This window comes from Candidatus Uabimicrobium amorphum (genome assembly GCF_009002475.1).
GTDB classification, from domain to species: Bacteria; Planctomycetota; Uabimicrobiia; order Uabimicrobiales; family Uabimicrobiaceae; genus Uabimicrobium; species Uabimicrobium amorphum.
The window spans coordinates 4445131-4469628 of sequence record NZ_AP019860.1 but is presented as its reverse complement, the minus strand read 5'-3'; the positions used below and the strand labels follow the sequence as shown (position 1 = coordinate 4469628).

The 24498-nt window shown below is 38.0% G+C and carries 13 protein-coding genes and 1 other RNA gene; 3 read left to right on the top strand and 11 right to left on the bottom strand.

All coding sequences use genetic code 11. The annotated features are described in order from the left end of the window. Positions 1–18: 18 nt before the first annotated feature. The 3 genes from rnpB to UABAM_RS16130 all read right to left on the bottom strand — a co-directional run bounded on the left by rnpB (position 19) and on the right by UABAM_RS16130 (position 3678). Positions 19–362: RNase P RNA component class A (gene rnpB / locus UABAM_RS16140), an RNA gene on the bottom strand. 175 nt (positions 363–537) lie between these two features. After that, positions 538–2448: a sodium:solute symporter family protein gene (locus UABAM_RS16135; protein WP_173013355.1), complete on the bottom strand. Its 1911-nt coding sequence runs from the start codon at positions 2446–2448 to the stop codon at positions 538–540. Between the two features lie 243 nt (positions 2449–2691). Further along, positions 2692–3678: a potassium channel family protein gene (locus UABAM_RS16130; RefSeq protein ID WP_151969040.1), complete on the bottom strand. Its 987-nt coding sequence runs from the start codon at positions 3676–3678 to the stop codon at positions 2692–2694. Between the two features lie 665 nt (positions 3679–4343). On the opposite strand from UABAM_RS16130, the gene UABAM_RS16125 reads away from it, so the two are divergent. Then, entirely contained in the window at positions 4344–5162 is an 819-nt protein-coding gene (locus tag UABAM_RS16125) for an META domain-containing protein (protein WP_151969039.1), read from the top strand. Between the two features lie 37 nt (positions 5163–5199). On the opposite strand, the gene UABAM_RS16120 is transcribed toward UABAM_RS16125, so the two are convergent. From UABAM_RS16120 to UABAM_RS16085, 8 genes are all read right to left on the bottom strand, one after another. Then, entirely contained in the window at positions 5200–5550 is a 351-nt protein-coding gene (locus UABAM_RS16120; RefSeq protein WP_151969038.1) for a hypothetical protein, read from the bottom strand. A gap of 171 nt (positions 5551–5721) precedes the next feature. Then, entirely contained in the window at positions 5722–6429 is a 708-nt protein-coding gene (locus tag UABAM_RS16115; RefSeq protein ID WP_151969037.1) for a hypothetical protein, read from the bottom strand. A gap of 10 nt (positions 6430–6439) precedes the next feature. After that, positions 6440–6955 (bottom strand): tetratricopeptide repeat protein, encoded by a 516-nt coding sequence (locus UABAM_RS16110; RefSeq protein WP_151969036.1) that lies wholly within the window; start codon positions 6953–6955, stop codon positions 6440–6442. Positions 6956–7120: 165 nt separating this feature from the next. After that, positions 7121–7735 carry a putative periplasmic lipoprotein gene (locus UABAM_RS16105; RefSeq protein ID WP_151969035.1) on the bottom strand — a complete coding sequence of 205 codons (615 nt, stop codon included), beginning with the start codon at positions 7733–7735 and terminating at the stop codon, positions 7121–7123. A 212-nt stretch (positions 7736–7947) separates the two neighbouring features. Then, the gene (locus UABAM_RS16100) at positions 7948–9618 is read right to left on the bottom strand and encodes a SpoIIE family protein phosphatase (protein ID WP_151969034.1); all 1671 of its coding nucleotides are present in this window, start codon (positions 9616–9618) and stop codon (positions 7948–7950) included. A 91-nt stretch (positions 9619–9709) separates the two neighbouring features. After that, on the bottom strand, positions 9710–10408 hold the full coding sequence (locus tag UABAM_RS16095) for a hypothetical protein (protein ID WP_151969033.1): 699 nt from the start codon (positions 10406–10408) through the stop codon (positions 9710–9712). Positions 10409–10515: 107 nt separating this feature from the next. Continuing rightward, entirely contained in the window at positions 10516–17646 is a 7131-nt protein-coding gene (locus tag UABAM_RS16090) for a hypothetical protein (RefSeq protein WP_151969032.1), read from the bottom strand. Between the two features lie 3 nt (positions 17647–17649). After that, positions 17650–21036 carry a hypothetical protein gene (locus UABAM_RS16085; protein WP_151969031.1) on the bottom strand — a complete coding sequence of 1129 codons (3387 nt, stop codon included), beginning with the start codon at positions 21034–21036 and terminating at the stop codon, positions 17650–17652. Positions 21037–21897: 861 nt separating this feature from the next. Here UABAM_RS16085 and UABAM_RS16080 point away from each other — a divergent pair. After that, on the top strand, positions 21898–22677 hold the full coding sequence (locus UABAM_RS16080; RefSeq protein ID WP_151969030.1) for a tetratricopeptide repeat protein: 780 nt from the start codon (positions 21898–21900) through the stop codon (positions 22675–22677). Then, positions 22670–24475 carry an anaerobic ribonucleoside-triphosphate reductase gene (gene nrdD, locus UABAM_RS16075; protein ID WP_151969029.1) on the top strand — a complete coding sequence of 602 codons (1806 nt, stop codon included), beginning with the start codon at positions 22670–22672 and terminating at the stop codon, positions 24473–24475. Before UABAM_RS16080 ends, nrdD begins: the two co-directional genes overlap by 8 nt. Positions 24476–24498 lie beyond the last annotated feature (23 nt).

Genomic DNA, 24498 nt, shown 5'->3' with positions numbered 1-24498 from the left:
TCAATAAATAAAATAGGCGCTAAGAGCAAAAAATAAGCCGGATTCTGTTCCCAAAGGGCAACGATCATTTATCTAGGATAAATGTTGCCATTTACCTCATACGGTCTACCCTGGAGTCAAACGAGACGGACAGCCTCTTCTCCTTTATTTGACCTCTCATCAGGTGGGGTTTGCCCTGCCAGAAATGTCACCATTTCCGCGGTGAGCTCTTACCTCACCATTTCACCCTTACCTATAAATAGGCGGTATATTTTCTGCGGCACTTTCCCTAAGATTGCTCTCGGTGGATGTTATCCACCACCTTGTCCTGTGATGTCCGGACTTTCCTCTGTAAAATTTACAGCGATCGTTTTTTTTACTCTTGCGCCTAAAAACTTAATATATATTTTTAATAATTACTATTGCTTTACACTAGTATGAGATGCCCCTCTGCCGGCGTTAGCCGCTCCCGAGGGCATCGCATACTAGCGATTTTATAAACAAGTTATGTATCTAAATAAAACCTAACGAACCTTCTATGGTTCGTTTTTTTATTTTTTAAAGTAATTTTTCGACCGTTACCTTCTCTTTATCAAGATGTAAGCTTCCCAAATCAATTAAATTTTCGGACAAGCGAATTACAGAAGGTTTATCATGCGGTTCACCGGCCTTGACTTGTATCGAACGAAGTCCACCAAGCCACGCACGTGGATCGGCAACAAAGAGTATGTCTCCTGGTTTTGCACACAATTTCTCCATATCTTCTGTGGATAAATGTGCGACGTCACCTTCGCCAACTTCAAGAGTTAAATGTAGTTTAACATCTGTACCTTCTTCGCTTGGTTCACCACCTTTGTAGCTACGCTTTGCATCATCGATAGAAGCCATCGTTAAACCTTTTGTCTCCTCTTGTTCACTGTGCTTGGTTAAGAATGTTGTTACAATAGCAATAACGAGAGAGGCTACTGTTCCAAAAAATGCACGCATGTGAACATAAGGTACATATTGTCCTTCTGCGACAGCGCCACTTTCATGTGCCGCTAAGTTTACTCCATGGTCAATAAATTCAATCATCCATGGAAAGACAAAAGACGATGCTGTCACCGCAAACCCAAGAACTAATGTTGTAAAAGCCGCGTTTGCCGTAAAGCGTTTCCAAACAATCGCTAAAGTAATCACCACAACCATGGATGGTGTCAACAAGGCCATGACGAGCGTAAAGCCCTCCATAATCAGGTCGAATTGATTGTAAATGGGGACGAGTAACATACCAACTCCCGTAGCAGATAATGCAAAATATCTCGCCATACGCAAGTAATACTTATCATCTTTACCAGGACTAATGTACGGACGCCAAATATCATTCACCGCGATCGCAGAAACAGCATTGATTAACGTATCCAGTGTCGACATCAAAGCCGCAATAAGAGCTGCAATCACAAATCCAAAAATACCTGGACTTGAAACCATGTAGGATACAACAACAAACATCTTGCTAACCGGCGTATCGGCAGGAATTTCTCCCTTTGCCACAAGAGCTGTCCCCAACCATCCAGCATTACTAACAGCAATCGCTGCGATTGGCATAAATACTAGTATAACAACACAAATCGCCTTTTTACCATCGCGAACACTTTTTACGGACATAAAGCGCATGAGAATTCCCTGGTTCATACAGTAAAAACCAATGGAAGCGGTAATTGCGTCTGACCAAAATGCCCCTATAGCATGAAAGCCGTTAGGAGTATTATAGTGGGGAAAGGGTAGCTTATGATCCATAGGCATCGACGACAACCAGTTACCAAATCCTCCCAAGTGGTAAATTCCCAATCCAAAAACGAGAAAACCTGCGCCAATGAGTAGAAAACCTTGGAGAAGGTCTGTCATAATTACCGAAGTCTGGCCCCCATGGTGCATATACATAATGGAGAACAGCCCCACACCAATTGCCGAACCATACAAAATAAGCGAATCTTTTGCAAAAATAAAACCAAGTAACTCAACTGAGGCCCCTGGGTCGCCAAAAATTCCCTGAAAACCCTTACCAATAGTATGCAAATTGATACCAATATAACCAACCAAATACAGCATGATAATGCACAATGCTGCCAAACGGGTTTTATCATCGAAACGACGACCAAAATATTCAGGAATAGAAAGTACACGAGAAAAATAAATAATCGGTAACCAGCCGAGCATAAAAATAGGTAGGATAAACCAGTCATTCGTATAATAAACCGTCGAACTAAGACCTGAAGTATAGCCTAATTCAGAATACGTAAGAAAACTATAAGATCCCACTAAAGTGGCCACACAAGATACGGCGACCAGCCACCAGGAAAAACGTTGACCTCCCAAAAAGAAGTCTTTGGTGGATTTTGTATAACGTCCAAACCAAATTCCAGAGGCCAGGACTCCTGAAAAATACAGGAATATAACTATATAGTCGTATATATGTAATTTAACCACAATGTGTCCTTTATTTAGTGACCAAGTACGTCCAAATAGAATGTACCCCTAGAAAAAAAACAAACCCAAAAATCAACGTCTTTAGTGTATTGCGATCTTGCTTTGATGACATTTTAAGCGCCTTGGTTTTTAAAGCCCAAAATATCATAAAGAAAAAAATACATCCTCCCACAGTGTATTGGTAAACTAACGTTTGCCAGTACTCAGGAAGAGATTGCCACCATCCAAACATAGGGAACCTTTCTAGGATTTCACGACATCACAGTTATGAACTAGTTTCTTAATTTCTTTCAGTACAGGGAGAGAACATGTAACATACACGATGTCACCAAGTTGTATCTGGCGATCTCCACGTGGGAACTTCAAACGTTCTTTTCCAGAAATTAACTTGAGAACGACTAAGTCTTTGGCCATCAGCTCATCGAGAGTCTTGCCAATAATATCACATTCATTTTCAATGCGCAGTTTTGCAGACACAAACAATTCTTTATCTACACGTACAGATTGGAATACCGCCTCATCAATAGAAGCCGCCGCAAATACGGATGCCGATAAACCAGAAGCACTAAACGCTATCTTTAATCCGAAAGCATTCTTCACTTTCTTTGCCAAATCCTGATCAAACATTCTCATAACGATGATAATATCTTCGCGTTTTTCACGAGCCATGAGCGCTACTTCCATGTTGAGTAGGTCATTCCCGGTACAAATAATCATGGACTTAGCATGTTGAATTTGTGCAGCATCAAGGCTATCGCTATTTTTCAAATTCTCTATTAGTACCTTGCATTTGCGTTTTTTGGCAACTTCCACCAAATCTTTATCATCTCCACGGTCAATGATAACAAAATCTTGTTCTAAACGACTTAATTCTTTGGCAATTTGATACCCAACGTTCCCCAATCCGCAGATAATAATGTGATCTTTCATTCTTATTTTCTCCCTAGCCATTAAGCGCGAAATTTTTTCCGATACTAAATAATTGACTATAACACTAAAACCGACTGTAACACACATAAGGCCCATCGCAGCCTGGATGACCATAAGTGTTCCTGTAATCAATTCGAGGTTATCGAGATTGAGGTTGAGCGGTTCTCCAGCGGTAAATAACATTAAGGTAATAAATACAGAGTTAGTGAACGATTTTTCTTCTGCGATCATTAACACTGCAATAGTAACTGCGGAGAAGAAGATAAATATCCACGTCAAATAGACAAATATTTTTTTCAAGATGTTCTCCTAATATTTTAGATTTGTACGTAGGACGTATTTTGCGATAGATACCCAAATTACGAATTGAGAGTAAAGCAAACCACAGAGATCTCAGAGAAACGTCAAACAGCGCAGAATAATTGATCCCAGATGTGTCATTCCTGCGAAAGCAGGAATCCACAATATAAAGTCGAACTTGTAAACGCCTGGATCCCTGATCAAGTCAGGGATGACATTTCATAGGTGTCATTCCTGCAAAAGCAGGAATCCACAATATAAAGTCGAACTTGTAAACGCCTGGATCCCTGATCAAGTCAGGGATGACATTTCATAGGTGTCATTCCTGCAAAAGCAGGAATCCACAATATAAAGTCGAACTTGTAAACGCCTGGATCCCTGATCAAGTCAGGGATGACACAGAAAGAAAGTTAATGACACATAAAGAAAGTTATCTAGTTCCAAATTGCCTCAGAACTCTGTGTTCTCTGTGGTTAGTTTTTCGAAAGGCAACTAATCATTAGGGTATTTATTCGATAAGCAAGATACGCTCTAAAATTTACGTGCGTATTGTAACTAAATTGAGAAGATTGGTCAATTGTTTCGAGTTTTTCATTTTTTTGGGAACTTGTAGATAGACTTTCCCTCTAATGAAATAAAACGAAATTCTTTTTAAGGGCATAACTATGCGGAGAATCACAGCACTATTATTTGTAAGCTTGCTTTTTTTGGGGTGCCAACAAACCAATGAAATTACTAAAAAAGTTGTAGGGCAACCGTACTGGTGCCTTGTTGAAGCGACAAAAGATGGAAAACAGATACCTTTAAAATTCAAAACCGGTTTTTCGTTGTATAACACAAATAATATTTCAGGTACTTTTCCGGTAAATGGTTTCCGTGGTGAGATGTATATCGCACAAGATGGTGCGGTAAAGTTTGGCGAAGTTATGTGGACATCCATGGCAGGAAGCCCTGAGCATATGAAGGAAGAATCAGCTTTACAACAAGTACTGTTTGAAATAACAAAAGCCGAAGTAAAAGAACAGCAACTCGTTATGAGTAACGACAGTGTCACATTAAAATACGCCGCATGTGACTTTGGTTACATGGATAATTTGAGAAAGAATACGTGGCAATTGGTGGGAATCGAAAAACAAGAGCCTTCTGATGTAGTTGTGGCCCATAGTGATCCCAATACACAATACAAAAATCTACAAAAAAAAGAAGATATCAAAATAACTCTAAAATGTCTGTTAGGAAATGAATACAATAGTAGTACAGCAAGTATCGTTTATAGTATCTCGGGAAAAATAGGGGAGAAAGAATATACCGCTAAACTAAACGTCAGCAAAACAACCGGACGTATGAGTGTGAGTGATGTTAAAGGCGGCGAAGAAAATGAGTTTACGACATACCTAAAAGATTTGAGTAATTTTTCTTTTATGCATGACAATTTACACATCGATACCAAAAATAACGTGTTGCTTGTGTTTAAAAAGAGCTAGTGAAAAAGTGTTCTCTTAACGAGAACACTTTTCAAGATTACTTGGAAGACTGGACTAAAAAATCGTGGTATTTCTTAGGATCTGCCTGAAATTTTTCCACACATTCATCGCAACAAAGATAAACTTTTTTATCTTCATAAACCACAAATGTCTCCTTATCAACCGCTTCGTCCTGCATCACAGGGCACATCTTATTACCCCACTCTTCGGTGATCTCAACAATAACAGGCTCATTACTATTATTCGCCTCATTGTTACTCGCATTGTTGCTTGCATCGTTATTTGCACTTTCCTGATTTTGCCCACCCTGACCTTGTGCGTTATTATTTTGTTCGTTGCATCCAACAATCAAAACGAACATTAAAAATAGTACAATGATTTTTTTCATGATAACACCTCACATAAAATTTGGTTAAAATTAATTACTAGCATTAATTCGAAGTTCGTGGCTCGTAATCCGTGGTTCGTGACTCGTGGTTTCAGAAACGTATGCCTAACTGTATTTGAGGGAACGGGCGGACACTAGGTCCGCCCTACATTTCCGTTATGATTCCCTGTGTTAGTCTTCGCTTCCTGCCATCCAAAACAGACTATACATTCCCTCATTCACATTGTCCGCTTCTACTTCGTAAGTAAAGTAGCTAAATGTTTCATCTATATTTACTTTGCACTTCAGATTACTATTACTCGTCTGGCATATAACTACTGGCTTCTTGCGAAATTTTTTGGCAAAGCTAATTTTTCCCTTTGTCGTTTTCCCTGAAACTACTTGAAAAGAGTCGCGACCAATCATAAAGTTACGCGGAAAATTATCTAGTTTTCTTTTAAATCTACTTAGTTCGCTCTCAAACATTTGTTGTTGCGATATTATTTGCAGATAATCCCTATCAGGAGAGGTTATTTCGGGGCTTAACATCGCAAGACGATTCTCTAAATTCACAATCCGCTTGTTCACATTTTTGGCAAAGTTAATATGAAAAACAAACATCACAATGAGCAAGGCTCCACCAAGAACAAAACCAATAAGGAATTCAGTCCATGGAAACCCACGATTGTTTTTCTTTAGCTCTTCTGCTTGTTCAGCGGTGACAGAAATTACTTGTTCTTTTAATTCGTCCACGTGCTTTTCAGGAGACATTCCTTCGAAGACATCTATCGCTTTTGCTTTTTCAAGACGCGCAGTGATCCCACTTTTTTTTTCTTGTGGAATTTCGGTTTCTTCTAAATTTTCTGATCGCTTTTTGTTTTTATTTTTCTTCTTAGCCATGGCTTCTCCGTTATTTATTATTTTGCAATTTTTTTGCCATAACTTCGGCGCGATAATGAGCATGGGAAATCATTTCTTTGGCAATAAAACGCGCCCCTCCCGGTTCATTTTCACAACAATAGAGTAAAGGTTTTCCTTGGGTGTGCTTCATTACCATTTCCATATACTCATAAGCTTTGTGCGCATCTTTCTCCATAACTTTTTCGTCAAGATACAGATTTGCTAAATGATAAAGGGCAATGAATCCTTCATTCGTTTCGCGTATATTCCTGCGCGAAGCAAAAGCGGTTTTCTCATACCACTCTTTTGCTTTTTCATAGTCCTTTTTAATTCCGTGTCCTAGTTCGTAGGCAACCCCCATACGTAAAAATGCCCAAGGTTCTCCCTCTTCAGCCTTGTATTTGACAATTTTCAGTGAATAGTCGTGATATCCTCGTAAAGTGTAATAATCTGCATTTTCTTTTGTGGGAGACGCAGTACAACCGTAGACAAACACTAGACACAAACAAAGTATAATCTGTGGCATTACAAATTCCTATCAGTTTACAGTAGAATTAGGTACGAGATATTTCGAGGAAAGATATGATTTTTTACGAGAGGTTGTAGGGAAGTTGTTTTTTATCTTCAATACAAAAAGTAATGGACGTACGATCGTACGTCCATATGAGCAAGTCGAAACTAACTTTGTTCTTTAATAACAAGCACCACCACCAAATCCGAAACCAAAGCCTGTTCTAAAACGTCTTCGGTGTCTATGTCCAAAGCTAAAGCTTGAATAAAAACTTGGATAATAGTAAAAATGCGGATAGTTGTAGTAGTAAGAGGTGCGATATTCAACTTCTCTCTTGATAAACTTAGTTAAACGACGATACTTGACACCACCAATATCATAGTTCCAAGTAATGCGAAAGGAACCAATTTTTCTTAAGTTGTAACCTGGAGGAAAAGGATACAATAATGTAAAGTTTGTAGAACTTTGTGGATACAGTACTATAGAGGGTGACGCATTTTGCACAGTAGGGCTAAAATTGTTAGCCTCGTCATCAATTAGATTATAAGAGTGCGGATTGATTGTTATTGGTTCGTTACCTACGTTTGTTATTTTAAAAGAAAATTTTGCTGTAGGAGATACATCTTGCTCTGTCTTTTTTATACCTCCAAAAGCTATCTTAAATTTTATAGGGTGAACTTCTTGAACAGAATTGGCATCATTTGAAATGGTCTCTACTGAACGAAAAGTGTAACGACGGCTTTGACACCCTACAAGTACGAGGAAACTTATTAGAAAAATCATAGATTTTTTCATAATTTTGTTACGAGGTAACTTCTAAAAGTTGTGAAGTTCTGTTTAACCTCGCATCTCCTTTCTGAGAGTAAAAGTAACCATCAACTCTTGTATCTATATAATAGTGGAATACTTGTAGCAAATTATTCTCAAGTTAGATAAAAAAATCTAAGATAGAGAGAGTTTTTACTTGATAAAAACCGTCGCATATTTTTCATCAACGGCGGAAAAGCTTATTTTTTCTTAATAGCAACAAGAGTGATATCGTCGTGCTGTGGAGCATTTGCCATAAATCTTTTTAGATCTTCCAATAAACATTTACATATTTGTTCTGCGGGTAGATGCCCATATTTTTCGCATAAAGTAACAAGATTTTCAAGCTCAAACATTTTTTTCGCAGGGTTGATTGCTTCCGTAACTCCATCGGTATATAAAATTATAGCGTCACCTGGCTGTAATGCAAGGTATTGATCTTTAAAAAATCGATTGGCTTTCTTCATCATGCCTAAAACAATACCGCCAGCACGAATTGTTTCACATTTTCTTGTTTGTGCCCGATAGACAATTATGTGCTCGTGTCCAGCACCAGTCCATTGTATTTGCTCTTTTTCAGCATCCCAGCTTAAAACCAACATCGACATAAACATGTCTTTTCGTGTATCTTCTACCAAAAATTTATTCATTTCTTCTATAATCATTTTGGTATTTTTACATGAAATAATCAAGGGACGGAAAAAACATCTTGCCATAACCATCACAAGACCAGCAGGGACACCTTTTCCGGAAACGTCACCAATACAAATGAATAGTTTACGGTTGTTTGAATTTTCGGGAATAAGGAAATCGTAATAGTCTCCTCCAACCTCTTTTGCGGGTTTCATTAGCCCATAAACTTCAAGTCCTTCGGTGACAGGAAGGTTCTTTGGTAAAAGTTTCATTTGAATATCATTTGCGATATCTAATTCTCTTTGCATTCTCTGCTTTTCGCCAAGATGCTTTACGAGAATTGCGTTTTCCATAGCAAGGGAAGCTTGCATCGCTATGGCAGTAACTAATCGTAAGTGATCTTCTCTAAATCCCTGGTTTTGTCTAGTACTATCTAGGTGTATTATACCTAAAATATTGTTATTTTTTCCAACTAAAGGAACGCAGATCGCTGCTTCAATACTTTGGTTGACAATAGAAACCGCCATATCTCCATAATCACCCTTGGCATCTTCGGTTAAGACACCTTCTTTGGTTTGCAGCACTCTTTTTATAATTGTACGTGACGGAACAACATCTTTTGTTACTTTAGGACGCTTTTTTGAAGCCATGGGCCACAATTTGCTACTCGCATCGGACTCTTTAAGAAGAACCATTCCTCGATCAACACTGGGGATCTCATCAAACATAATGTCTAATAATTGCGCAAGGAGCTCTTTTGGCTCAAGTTTAGACATGATGGCATTACTAACTTTTAGCAATACCTTTATATTTTGTGATGCTTTCTGAGTTCCATCATCAAGGTTCGCAAGAGCCGTATTTGTGTCTTTGTAGTATGTTTGGGTATTGGTAATCATTGGTTCATTGGCGTTTTGTTGAGGAGGTCCACCACCAACTAGCGCAGATTCACCAGTAGGCTCCTCGCCATAAAGCAACATGATATCGGCCAGCGTAATCATATCACCGTGGATTAATTTGCGTTCTTTGTGAATGGGCTGTCCATTGACCAATACACTACCAGCAGTAGCGCCTTGAATGTTATAATGACTGGCTTTCTTTTTGATAATTGCTTGAATATCTGCAATATTCGCACTTTGCAATCTTATATTGCAATTACCACCTCTACCAATGTTGTTAACTGCGTCCAGTTCATATGTCGTACCAGAGCCTGGCCCGTCCATAACTATAATTTGAGCCACTTCTATCCCTTCAATTAAGAAGCCATTACTTTTATTTTTATAGAATTATAGCACACAATATAGGCAAGACGCAAAAGATTTTTGAATGAGCCTAGTGATCGTCTTTTAAATCATCTTCAAACTGATCCCAAGCTTCATCTTCCGTTTCTCTTTTTAGTGTACGTATTTTTTCGGTTAAGTGTTCAATTATCTTGGTATACTCACTGATGCGCGTTTCTTTTTCCCGTAATTTTTTTTCCATTTCAGCAATTTTTTTCTTGTACATTTTAATTTCTTTTGCAACAGATTTCTTATATTCTTCAAGCTTTTTATTCGCTTCCTCACTAACTTTCTCTGCGAATTTTTTCTCACTCACTGTACGATAAGGCGAAAAAAAATATACAAATTTTTCGACGCGATCAAAAGAAATCTCACATGTACTTTCGGAAAAATCATCTTTGTGAATCGTTACATTCAACTTGCCAATGGTATCGTGATCCCCTAAGTCAAGATCAACAACTTCAATTTTAATCTGAAAATCCGGATAAACTTCAATCTGGGAGCCCATTTCGCTATCTACATGAAGTGTATTGTTGTAAGAATTACTAGTAAAGGCCTTTTTCCATATACCATTTTGTAACGTGTATATATTACATTTTACATCAGGGCTTCCCTTAAAACTATCCCAATGTTTACCATTTTGCTTTAGTTTATGGATTTTAAACTCTTTAATGTACAAATATTGTGGTGATTGGCATAGTCCAAAAGGGACCAAGACAATATACAACATTAACAAAAAATAAAGTGGCATATCAACCTCATAATTGAAGAAAGTATCCAACAGTAACCGTCACCATAGTCACCGTGACCATGACCGTCACCAAAGCGACAGTAACGATCACAGTAACAAAACATTTACTACATGTAAAAATAATGAATGTATTCAGGAAAAATACATAATAGAACCGCACTACACGCGATGACGATTGTCAAAACAAATTTACGAAATGAATAATTGCGCCTAGAGAATATTCTACATGCTGAAGCAAGCATGATCAAGAACAATAGACCACAGAATTGCACGATAATCCACATCTTGTCTTCACGAGGTTGGCGATAACAACGTACTTCCAGTTTTGCATTACCTTGTTTTTTTGTAAAATATGCCTTATGTAAATTATCAGGTGTTTTTATATCAAAATTGAAAGACACCGCCAATTGTTTCCGTTTTTCTTCTTGTTGCTTTTGAACAAGCAAGCCCAAAGCATCGTTTTGATCTTGGACAAATGAAGATTGTTTCTTTCCGGCAACGGCACTTGACTTGCGATCCTGAATCACCTTCTTGTTGCTCCCACGACGAACACGCTGTGCGGCCTGTAAATTCAAAGTACCATACTGCTTAATTCGATCGATATCTTCGAGATTACTAAAAAAAGCATTCTGTTTTTGTTGTTGTTTTTGAAACCAGTCATTCTGCCGTTTTTGAATAGCATTACTATTGGCCAAAGCTTTGTAAATATTGCCTTCATTTTCCAAAGCAGATATAGAAGTCGTTGCACGCGACACATCTTCATACTGTTCAAACTTGAATTTCGATACCTTGCTGACATTTCCACCAAAACGATATAAAAATTCACGAGGAGCACGCAAAGTCCAGAACACCTGATTTATTTGCTCAATATTTCTCACCTTTGGTGGGTTAAAAAGCAAAGTAGTTTTATGTGCTAAAGTTGCAATTTCTTCATCGTAGATAATGCGTACTGCGATCTTTCTTTCCTTATGCCCTGTTTGGTACAACGGAATTAAAATGATATTTTTTCCCTGAATTCTTTTTTGGGAAGGGCGCACAAAACGATTCGCAACAAAGGCTCCCCAAATACGAATTTTGGCCTCTTTTTCCAACTCCAGCTCTAAAAATTGCAGACCACTATGTCGCAAATTAAAAATCATGCGGTGGTAACAATCTTTTGGGGCTTGTACAACGGTATCGATTTTAATTGCATCAATAACCGCATGAATAGAGTGCTCTATTTTTTGTTTATTTTCCGAAAACACCAACTCCCATTCATCACTATTCACCTTGTAAGCACGAATAAAATCTACCTTAGTTGTGTCGGGTGGTAAAAAGGCGACTTGATGAATACTTGTCGGGGTAATGCCCTGCATTTTTTGCTCTGTAATTTCATACTGCGACTGATTTTGTACGACAATATTGCTTTGGTTTTGTATATTTGGAGGCAATAACATTGGGTAAAAAACAATACCTGTACCGTTATTTTTCGCAATGTTTGGAAAAATGCTCAACTCATAAGCACCTTTCACTTTGTTGTGCAGGGTAATGGTGACCGAAAGATAACCATCAGCTTCGACAATGCGTTTCTCGCGAATATTTTCCCCCAATACATCCACGTGTTGCCCAATCGCTTTTGGTAAACGAAAATGAAAAGTGTCCACACCGGCGTATTTGATGGCGAAACGCAAAAAGTAACCAAAATTAATCCAATCATCTTCCACCAACAAATTAATCACCGTTTTTGCACTTACTTCCGCCTTACGCAATTCAACAAAAATTTTCCCTCGGTAAGTGGTGTCCTGGTAGCGATAAGCGAAACGCTTTACCATATCCCTTTTCCTCAGAGAAATACTCGAAGTGTCTATTTGCTGCAAACCAAAAACCTCTGAGGTCCGTAACTCCAAATCCTCAGAAGACATTACCGTAATTGTTCCCGATTCAAATGAAACATTTTGTCCTTGGAAAACAGGAAGAGTAAATGGTTGTTTATTGTCATATTCGGCGTCTAATTGTAAATAAAGAGGCATACGCCCATCTTTTTTTACACTGCGATAAAAATTAATTTGCAAAAGATTACGCTCTTTATCGAAAGGCATTATCCGCCAATTGGTAACATTCCCTTTATACCCTTTACCTTGTTGAACTTTGTTTACACGCCAATGTTTCGCTAACAGCAAATTGTAGTAGAATATTTGCTTTCCTTTCACCTCTATATTGGTATAAAGTTCTACTGCCGCCTTGTCTTTTTCGATACTCACAACAGTATTGGACTTTGTTGTATTATCAAATTTATCTTTCATAATAGAAAATTCGAGAGAAAAAGGATGCTGATTATAACGAAATGACTCGGAAAATTTTCCCCGAGAAAACGAACTATTTACCTTACGTACTTGTGATTGATTCGTTACAAGCACTTTGTATGGGTCTTGATAGGTAACAATCGCCTCACCATTTTCGCGGTTAACTCCCAATGGTTCAACTTCAGGAAAGGAATGTTTTCCTGCCACAGACGCTAACTTTTTCTCCGCAACGATGACGACACGTAATTGCCGATACTGGTTGTTCGCCAATCTTACTTTAACAAGGTTATAGCCAAGCTCTTTTGTAAGAATCCAACTCTCCAAATTCGTACACGAAAATCCGACAATTTCATAATTTTGCGGAAATTTCATCGACAATTGCTCACATTTTCCCGACGCGACCTTATACGTAATATCACTATTGAGACGTAATACATTGTCACCTATGAGTAATTCGTGTTCACTTGTTGCAGATATATTTAAGCCTTTTGCACGATAACGCTCAGACGATTCATACCACAGCATTTCGAGCGAACTCTGATTTTGTGGAAACATCGTAATAACCTTATGCTGTGCTTGTAACTTTTCGTACCAACTTCCCGAAAAACCCTGCAAATCAGCTTCCATATCTTTGTCGAGAAAAAATTCGACTTGCGTTGTAGGAACTTCGGCCAAATTTATTCGAAATTTGCCGCGTTTTTGCGCCATTTCAAAAGAAGGTATAAACTCAAGGCGAAGCGTATACACTCCTTTCTCCACCACTGTAAAGCGATACCCTTTATCATGAACATCTAGAGCTAAATCGTTTTTTCGCAAAGCACTTTCTAGACTAGCGGAAGTCACAGAGGCATCCATTAAGCCAATTTCCACATTGACAGGGCCTTTAAAAACCTCAACGTTCATAGACGCCGAAAACACTACTTGATTTTCGACAATTTTTCCGCTGTATTTTGCATTGTACAACACAAAATGGGGTAGCTTTTCGCGAAGATTTTCTTCTTGCTGAGGGTGAACTTTGTTCCACAACTCGGTATACTCTGCGTAAGAAAGAAATATGTCTTTCTTACTATTTATCTGTGACATTTCTGTCGGGGAGTAAGGAACATATATATGTCGTACGTCTTCTTGGGCATAGTTCACATTACTTGTAACAAATAAACACAACAGTACGAGTGCTGCTTGAAAACCAAACCACCCACCTACTTTTTGCGTTATTTTTAACAACAAACGCATAATCCCACCTGAAATATACAAACCAATGGAAATCACCAAACCGAGTACAACAGCGTTGCAATAAGGGATTAACCACTTACCGAACCACATCGGTGCAAATGTTGCACACAATAACAATGTTAAAATAATCGGAAGACGCGGCAATTTATGTTGTGCAATTAACATGAGACACAGTGCCATCGACGCAATGACTAACCCAATAATTAAACTGCGAAAAGTGCTTGCCTTGGAATATTTGACATCTAAACTTCGCGTTGTCGCGGCAGTTGTTTTTCTACCAACAACCGTTTCATGTGTATCAAGCTCAATATCCATAGAACGAAGTCCTTTTGCCTTTAGCGTTTCGACATTAGATACATTCTTTAGACCTCTTTTCCCCACGATATTACCAATGGCTTTGTTTTTGTTTACCAATTTATTGTTTTTCCAAAAATTGGCATCTTTGAGCTTATCGTTTTTCGTGTAGCTTTTTCCAAGACGTTGATCTCGCTCATTCACCTCATTTTGAGGAACGATCTCATCAACGTCTGAATTCATGTCAACAAAATCGTCAAAATCAGCACCTTCTCCTGCCGAATTCATTTGCTCTTCTTGCGCAAGTTCTTTTTCAAACTCTTGTTGTATGCTGCGCTTTTTCTCTTGTAGTTTTTGGTAACGGCGTTGTTCATATTTTTTGCGTTCCATCTCTCTTCGGTTGCGATAAAAATCTTGACGCGGTTTCTTCGGCTGATTGTAGCGACCGCTACTTTGGCTTTGTGGCATTTCTTGTGGTCTTGCGTCATAACTTCTGGATGTTTTCGGACTAGAAAGACTGAGGTCTTCAAACAAATACCGCGAAGAATCATAGATGCGCTTTAAAATGCGTTCACTGTGTACATACCACGGTACATCGAGAACTAGACGATTGCGTATACCTGCCGCCATTTGATATTCTTCGGGAAGATGCACTTCCCATTTTAATGACAACACCGGAATTTGTGCGGATGTTTGCGGACGCGTTAGTTTAATTTTTCCTTGGCGCTCTAACGGTGGCGCTGGTCTCTCATACATAACGCGAATGCGAATGGCACGTCCACTATTCGGTGGGATCGGAATGGCAATGGTATTTTTACTACGCAGAGGTCTTTCTCCCTTACCATCGACAACAACCGCCCAAAAATTCGCTTTTTCAGGAAGCTGCACATTAAAGAACTGCTCTCCTAAATGTTTTAAATTGTAAATGCACTCTACGCGTTCGCTATTGTTTCCCGGAAAAATAGAACGAATCACCACATTCTCTAAAACAGCAGGAACGGTGTCCGCTTTATCGTGGACTCCCACACGCAAAGATAATTGATAATCTTCTTTGGTATACTTTGCCACATAAGAAAAATCGGTGGTGCTCACAAACTTAGGATGTGGAAAAATCGGTATTTGACTTGCGGGCACTTCTTCTAAATTCTTTAGAGATTTTTCTACTTCTAAGCGCGAATTTTTTTGAATGCCAATAAACCCCTTTATGTAGTCAACATCCGAAAACAATATAGGGTAAAATTTGTAGGTCTTGTCTTTTTGTGCAATGGGTAATTCATATGTTAAATACAAACAATAATTGCCCAATATTTTCTTTTGTACATTGACTTGCCAAACTCTATTTTCACCTTCCACATAGCTGCGTTTTTCCTTAATCAGTGACTGCTTTCGGTCATCACTAATATTCAAAATTCCCTCGAAACTTTTTGGCATAGCAAAGCGAAAGGAACTTCGCGAAGCACTTTTGACACTATATATCAAAGTCGTCGCGTAGGTAATTTTTTCAGGCTGTATGGAAATGTAGTGTGTTGCGAGAACCGATGTTTGAGGTTTTTTTTGCTCAACTTCAATAACACCTTTTGCCGCTGCCGTTTTTATAATGTAGCCTTGCTTTAGGTTTTTGCTATCGATATTTACGCTGCGGATAATTTTTAAGTCCACAGAAGACAAATCGCTAAAATCGCGCGCGGTGATCTTGTAATCTTGGTGAGCAATAATTCCTAAAAACGACGGTAAGAATTTTACATTTTGGGGGATTACAAGAGGTAGGTCGATATAGCGCTTACCTTCCCACTTATCCATACGCTTCAAGTTTTGCAAAGTAACCGACGCTTTGAACACCTGCCCTTTACGTAACTTATTTTTTAAAGGAATATGCAATATATCTTCTTTTATGTAGTAGTTGTCGCTTGATGTGGGCAAGAAGCGTCCCTGATATTTAGAAATAAAGGTCTCTAAATTTGTCAGCAACCAGCCTTTTGGTAACTGAACGGAAAGCTGCTTCGCCTCTCCTTCGACAACAGTAAAATTTACATGTCCAACCAATTCTAAACCATCGGGATAGAGGCTGACACCTATGGCAACGTCACTTTCCACAACTTGTTCAATCACAGATTTCCGCAGCTCAACGAGATAATTTTCATTCCAAATTTTCATGGTCATAAACGCCACCTCGCCAAAGGAGTGAATATTTCCACGCTTACGACTTTTTGATTTTTTATTACTGTAATTGCTCGCTGTCGTATGCTGATCGAGTTGTCGTGTTTGTTTCGCATCTACCAACTCTAGTTTTACATCGCGGTTATTTTCAATGTAAACAAGACCAGTTTGTCGAAAAAGACGATTTCCCGAAGCAACAATTTTCGGTAAAACAAAATCTCCATGCTCTAAAAGTTGCGTCTCAGCATTAATAAAAATACGATGTTCACCCAAAAGTTCCTTCTCGAGCTGAACAGTTAAAATCTTTCCGTCGTTTGTTTCTTCGATATCCCAACGATTTTCAGAGATATTGAGTAAGTATAAACTCTTGGGAATCAAAAACTGAAACGTCTTCAATTTGCGATGCTTCACGTGTAGATTTATCACAAAACGCGATTTAATCGCATCGAGCTTGATCAAATGCGAAGATGCAATATCCACGAGCAAAAGTGCTTGCTTTTCGTCACGCTTCTCTTTTGGTTTTACCACCAAATGAATATCCTGATTTTTTTGAGGATATATGGTTAAATTTTGTTGCTGTTCATCTAAATCGTGAATAGGGTCCGTTTCATATGTGTTTTCTGCCAAAGTTTGCAAATAAAATGTTTGCTGGGGAAAATTTCCCAGGACAACATTTGTAGACAAAATGTCGCGTTTACTATGCATATTTGAATGGCACGTTACAGTAAAAACATGGCTTCCCTTACCTGGGATTAACAAACGATACTGCCAACGAGAAGATTTCGTAGAAGGAACTTCATCAATTTGCTGAACGTCATTATTCAGCATGTCATTAGGCATATTATTGAAATTATCATTGTCGTATTCCAAACCGGAGGAAACAATTTTTTGCAAAAACAACGGAGCATCTTTTCCATTTAGCTTGGCTTGTGTTAGACCATATTCGCCAAAAGTAAAATCGCAAAATGTACGATGGTTCACAAATGACTCAATCTCAACACGCATGTCAAAAATAAGTGTATTCCCGTGAATACGTCCGCGATAAGTCGCATTTCTTACAACGAGTTCTTGCGAAGGAATCGCCTTATGAGTCTGCTGTTCTAAAAGCTTTCGGTACTGATCCTCAGATAACTTTACTTTCTTTTTTCCTTGCCATACTTGCTGCCAGTCTTGGTAAGGAACGTATATATATTTTTCGCGTTTTGCTTCTTGAGCGCTAAGAAAGCCCGCTACAAGAAGTAGTACGACAAAACGCTTCCATTTATTTATCATACCTTATCCTTTCGCACTTTCGTCTTCAGATTTTGATTCGTTTTGCGTATCTTTTTTCTGTTCGTTGTCACTGGAGTCTACAGCGTTCTTTTCTTCTTTTTTCGTTTCACGATACAAATTATGAGGTTTTGTAACTTCAGATGTACGTGTGATCCCAAAAAGAAAAGCACTCACCAATCCAACTCCCGTACCATAAATTACCGACAAATATGTATGTCCATATCCTTGCAAATCTAAAGTACTCAGCAGAAGAGCTGCTGCAAAAACAAGCAGGGAAAGATTGATACGGCTAATAATTTTTAATTTGGGAACAATGGAAATAATAAACCACGTGGCAAGAAAAATTCCCAAATACAGGGTATATACCCAATTTTGGTGCATATATTCCACCTTGATGTAACCATCACCACTTAGACGAGAAAACGAATAGCCTTTGCCTTGAATATCGTAACGAGGAATAACACCTGTTTCCGCATCTTGTAAAATAACAGCGTTGTTGACATTTCTTAGATCCATCAGAGCATGCCATATTCCCATGTGCTCTTTTTCTACCGTTTTACGGACAAGATTAGACTTAAATCTCATGTAGTCGTACTCTGTCGGCAAACCTAAATCCCAAGTGAAGTAAGACACAGGAATACTACCAAACTGAATAGGATCTATCTGAAAATTACCATGCATATCCATTTCACCACTTTGCAATGGATACGTATATTTAATCGTAAGAACAAAAGACGCGTCTTTTTTTACGTTGGAACTAATATTGACACGATATCCATTCCCGTCTTCATTACGCGAAGGCGTTATCGGCACAAAATAACCACCTCTTTCCAGCGTTGTGACATGAGTAGGAGACGTCAAAGGTTTTTGCAAACGTGCCACGGAAGTCACCTTACCGCCTTCGGGAATAGTGAAATCTAAAAACTGTTTGCGGTTATTGATGATGGAAATCACCGCTTCATTCTGCGTGGTAAAATCTTTGTTGACTGCCGAAACGATATGCAAACGGTTAATGACCGTATTGAGAACTGGCTCGAATTGTAATTTTTGCAATAAAATGGATAAGGAAAATCCATGAGAAAAGTACTTAAAAATAGCCAAGACATCGGTTTTGCTACCACGTGGAGAAAATTTCGGATCATTGATGTCTGTTGTTTCTAACAAGTTCACATTGGAAAAACTCAATGAGAAGTTATTGTTTTTCTTCACAACTAAAAAGCCATTTTCGCGTTCGATATTTTGTGTTTTGAGTTCAAAAACGTCCAATTTTAGTATTTTGCCTTCTTCTACTTGCTGTAAATTTTCTTCGTAGGACACTTTGAGTTTGTAAACACCCTCAATATCTTTTTGTGTGATCACTTTATAAAGGTGAGTGTTACTGCCTTTTTGTTCGACAATGTCGATTTCTTTAATAAATTCTTTATCATCTTTAACGCGATTTTTCGGCACTTTTTTGGAAATATCACTGGGCAATGTAAACGAAAATTCATTTATTCCAGTAAATTCGACGTTATAAAAAATATGAAATTCGTGCTTCAAAGTATTGTCGTTTACACTAATATAATCGTAAACTTCTGCGGTGACATATGGGTCACGTTTTTCAATTTTAAACTTTGCTGCAAGAGGGTGGCTGTGGTAGCGAAGCCCTATGTCAATAGAGCTAGCCCGCGGTCGGCTACCTGTTTTAAACAACGCGTTTTTATCCAGAGAAAAAACGTTTTGTTGGCTATCATTTATTGTGGTAATACTAAAACTTGGCTTAACTCCTAAACCAATGTTTCCGATCTCGCGCTTTGCCCCTATCACTTTAAATACCGGCAACTCAATCTCACGAACATCTTTCTCGGCGAATTTTTGTTGTAAATGCGCTTTTATGACGAGCTTTGTTCCAGAAGCAATGGCTTTCTTAAAGGTAATTGCGACAATATTTTCTTCTTCTTTGATAAAACGTTCTTTAATTTGATCTTCAGAACTTCCTCGCTCATTCGCCACCAGTTCGCGCAACACAAATCCCTTCGGAATCGATATTTGCGTTTGGAAAATCCGTGATTTTTTGATGGTGTATTCGAAATGAGTGTGCAGATCATATGTTGTTTCTTCCAGATAGGCACTCGTGTTTGTCACCACTTCATACACAGGATCGATTTTGGTGAGTTCTACAATAATTTCATACGGTGTTTTCAAATACTTAAAAGGAAAATTGACATCTTGAGAGGTCACATAGGCAGGAAGGTCCCCCGTCTCAAGCTGACTGATGTCTTTTCGCGAGATAATCTTTAGATCATGAAGATCATTGACACTTACAGTATAATAACCTTTTTCTCTTTCGATCCCAATTGTTTCTAACTTTGGTAAGACAAGCTGCCCCTGTAGATCCTTCACTATTTTTTCGAGTTTTATCTCTAAAAGAAGATCGACTTTTCCTTCACCGCGATTTTCTACATTCCCCAATAAATTGACATGCAGCGTACCCTCTTGGGTATTCCAATCGTTTATACCTTGTCCAGTAGTCGATTTTACCGAGTACACAGTAAAGCCTTGCGGTATCTTGACCTTGACATCTCCGATCTCTCCCTGAATCAGGTCGTAACGAATTTGCGTCGTAATGTTTAGAAAATTCTCACCAATTTTCAAACTAGTAATATTTTCCGCATGCACGATTTGCTTAATTTCTACCTTACGTTCCACTTCAGATTGCCAGGCAATACGTATACGATTATTGTTTCCCAAAAGAGAGGTCACTTTAGTATGCGTGTCTGTTTTCGTAATTTTGTTTGTAAGAGAAGGAGTCACTTCAATCTTCATGTTCGGTGTTTCACTAGAAGATGGAAGACTTAGTTCTAACTCTGCGATTGGAGAACGAGGAACATTAAATTCAACAAGAGCATTCATTGTCTTGCCAAAATGAATAGGTACAACAAAAGAAATCTCTAATGTATCTTGACCTTTTTCCAAACGTTCAAAAATAAGTTCATAAGAATCACCATTCAAGGCCAAAAAGGCAGGTTTGTCATTGAGTAACGCCTTCTGAATGCCTATCTTTTCAAAATTTAATGGAAATTTATGCCAACCTGGTTGCAAAGTATCAATGGTATACTTTGCAGTCACTTGCAAAAACTGTTCATTAACATTACATGTATAATGAGCTTTTGAAATGAGTACTTGTGCAGGAAGTTCTTGAGGAGTGTCCTCACCCTTCTTCGCCAAATCTAACAGTTTTTGATATTCAGAAAAAGATAGATATATTCCCTTTTCTGGACTATCTTTGAGCAATTGTTCCAACTGTTGGTATGGCACATAAATAACACGTTCTGTTGCCTTTGAGTTTTCTTGGGCAAAGATTGGTATCAGAAAAAAAATTCCCATGACAAGGAGAAACTTGTTCACCATAATATAACCTTTCGCAGATTTTCGTAATTTATCTAACTCAAATAATTATTACCCTAATCGCTAGTTAAATTCCCCAGTGTGTCATCCCCGTGAAAACGCATACCTGTCAAGCTAAGATGTAAAATATTTCTAAATAAAGACTTACAAAACCGTGTCATTCCTGGCTTGACCAGGAATCCACAAAACAAAGTTAAATTGTATGCGCCTGGATCCCTGATCAAGTCAGGGATGACACTGGTAAGGTAGTTTTTTAGTTTTAGAGAAAAAAATGTAATTCTTTTATTTGTAGTACTTTATGTCTTAGCTTGACAGCCATGCGTGAAAACGGGGATCTAGCAATAGGATTTTTTTCACATTACTGGTTTACCGCTTTCGCGGCAATGACATAAGCATTTGCAAAATAGTACATTAGACTCTTCAACTCTAAATTTAATTAGCAGAGTAATTATTCCATAGAGCATCATAACAAAATTATAAATAAACTGTGTAACAACTTTGTAAAACTAGAGAGTGTTATTGATTAAACTTAGATGAACATTAGCAAGTTAAGTTCCCGAAAAAAATGAATTTTTTTAAAAAAAGTGCATTTTCGCATTTTGATTTGTCAGGAACTACTTGTTTATGACAAAGAGTATGGTAAAATTTTTAAATTAGGACGTGTCATCAATTAACCTTCATTCACTATTGAGCCCTTCTAAATACTAGCGTCGTTGCTCCTTATTCAAATAACCTAGCTATGATGCATACGGAGCGCCTAGCTAGAATTTACAATAACTTTAATATTAAATAAACTTTAATTGATGACACGCCCCAAACCATGTGAAAAGCGATATGTTGTGATTGGAAGAAAAGGAGCTAAAAATGATGTTGCGAATATCCATTCTCATCATAGTCATGATCATAAACCCATTTAGCGATGAAAATGAAATCGTTCAAAAATGGTTGCAAGCAAATCAGACGTTTAAAAATGCGAAAAACACCGAAGATTATCTACAAGCGATAAGTCACTACGAAGATATTCTCAAAAAAGGTATCAAAAATGGACATATATACTACAACTTAGGCAATGCCTACTACAAAGCAAAACGCTTAGATCATGCTATTCTCAACTATAAGCGCGCGCAAATTTATATTCCCAATGATCCGTATTTGGTGGAAAATTTAAAATTAGCGCACACCAAACTACAGCAAAAAGTGAAATTTGAAAAGCCGACACAACAAAACACCTTTCGCTATCTATTTTTTTGGCATTTTAATTGGAAATATGATACGCGTTTGTTACTATTTATAGTTACATACATGTGCTTTTGGTTACTGCTCATCGCGAAATTACTATCTTGGAAAATTCCATTTTGGAATTTATTTATTCCCGTAACCATTTTTTTACTCGCAATTGGTTGTAGTGTGGCGTATGATTCATTTGAGGACCCAAATAGCAACAAAGCGATTCTCATTGGTGAAACTATTGAAATCCGCAAGGGAGATGCCACGACATATGAATTACTCTATGGTGAGCAAAAAATTCCAGGTGGAGTAGAGGTTCGTGTTATGGAAGAACGTAACAATTGGAGCAAAATAGAGCTACCCGATTTTTTGTATGGCTGGGTACAAAAACCTTTTATAAAAAAGATATATGACTAATATTAACAGTGAAGACTTAAAGAGTATTATATGTACGGTATCTTCGCATTTTAGTGAAGATGATAACTTCCCACAAATGTTTGTAGACAACGTATGCAAAAAGTTGGAAGAAACAGACCAGGATCGCGAAAAAACAATACTCCAAGTTTTTCAAGAAATGGGTCGTGCGGAAATGATTCCCTTCTATCATATATACTTAAAAGAAAAGGAAAACACATACAATAGTTTAAAACAAGAAAAGATAGAAATTCTTGTTGGCCCTACCTCCAATGATGATTACATTCCCTGGGAAACTCAAAAAATAGCACAAGCACTGGTACGTGAAGGCGGAATTCCCAAAAGTATTGCACAAAAAGTTGCTCTTTCCGTAGAACAAAAAGTACTCCACTCCGACAATCGCTACATCAGTACCGCTCTCATTCGCGACTTGGTCAATAGCGAATTATTCCTCAGCGGTCACGGCTACTATGTAAAAAAACAAACGGTGCTGGGTATTCCCAAATACAATCTCAATAGCTTACTCTACACACGCAATGGTGAAAACAATATTAAGAATATCCAACAATTAGAGAGCAAAATAGCGAGCATTACTTTTCGACAATATGCCTTAGAGGAAGTGTTTTCTAAAGAGGTCGTACAAGCTCATTTATCCGGAATTATCCATATAGAAGATCTTGAGTGGCCGGTCAAATACTTTTCCATCAACAGCGACATTCCCTCACAGTTTCAGGTCAAAAAGAGTTCCGATATAGAGAATATTGTTGAACTCTTGGCAAACATCCAACGCGTTTCACAATTCATCAGCCACTCGTTAAATATCTACAGCATAGATACAGAAGAAATGAATTGGAATAAGTCGATGTTGAAGTCTTTCATTTCTGGTATTTCACAAAATAGCTTCTTAAGCTATAATATCATCCTTCATCGTTTAGAATCTAGTTTTACAGACAATCTATACAAATGCTACAAAGATTTTTCTGGTAATGGAAAGTACAAACTTCCGCGTTTTTGGGTCCCAATAAATCCAGAAAGTTTCGAAAATAAAAAATTATTGAAAAAAATCGGAAATATTGCCTTAACCACCAATAACATTAACTTCTATTTCAAACCGCAAAATTTGTACGATGAAGAAAACAAACCACGAACGGGTTGTGCAATGAACGCTTTTGTCATCAACATCCTACGTGCCGCACTCACGGCAAAGACAAAAGAAAGTTTATGGCAAGAACTAAAAGAAACTTTTAACCTAACAGTAAAAGCTCATCTAGATAAAAAACGTTTCCTCTTCAACCTCTCTGATGGTACTCTTACACAGTTAACCCAATACAACAACATTTGCCAAGTTGATATCAACGACTCGATTTGTTTTTTGAGCATAGCGGGTCTTCCCGAGGCAATTTCATTTTTATGTGATGGCAACGATATGAGTGCCGGAGAAGGCTGGGAGTTAGCCATTGAAATTCTCGAGCGTTTAAATGAAATGGCGGTCAACTTAGAACAAAGATATGACATCCGCATCCGATTAGTCGATTACTCAAACAGTAAGGCCGTACAACATTTCGAAAATGTGCATAAATCTATTTTGAGTAAATTGCCAATCAACAAATACACTTTCGGCCCGCACTTTTCCGAAAACACCGAAATGAACCACCGCGAAAAAATACTCAAAGAGGGACAACTTCACCAGTATATAAAATCCTACATAAATATCAAAGATATCAAAGACGGTAAATCGTTGCTTTCTCTACTTGAATTTACCTACCAAGAGACAGATGCCAATATTTTGCGCGTTATTTAGGATATAAATTGTTACCGTGATGA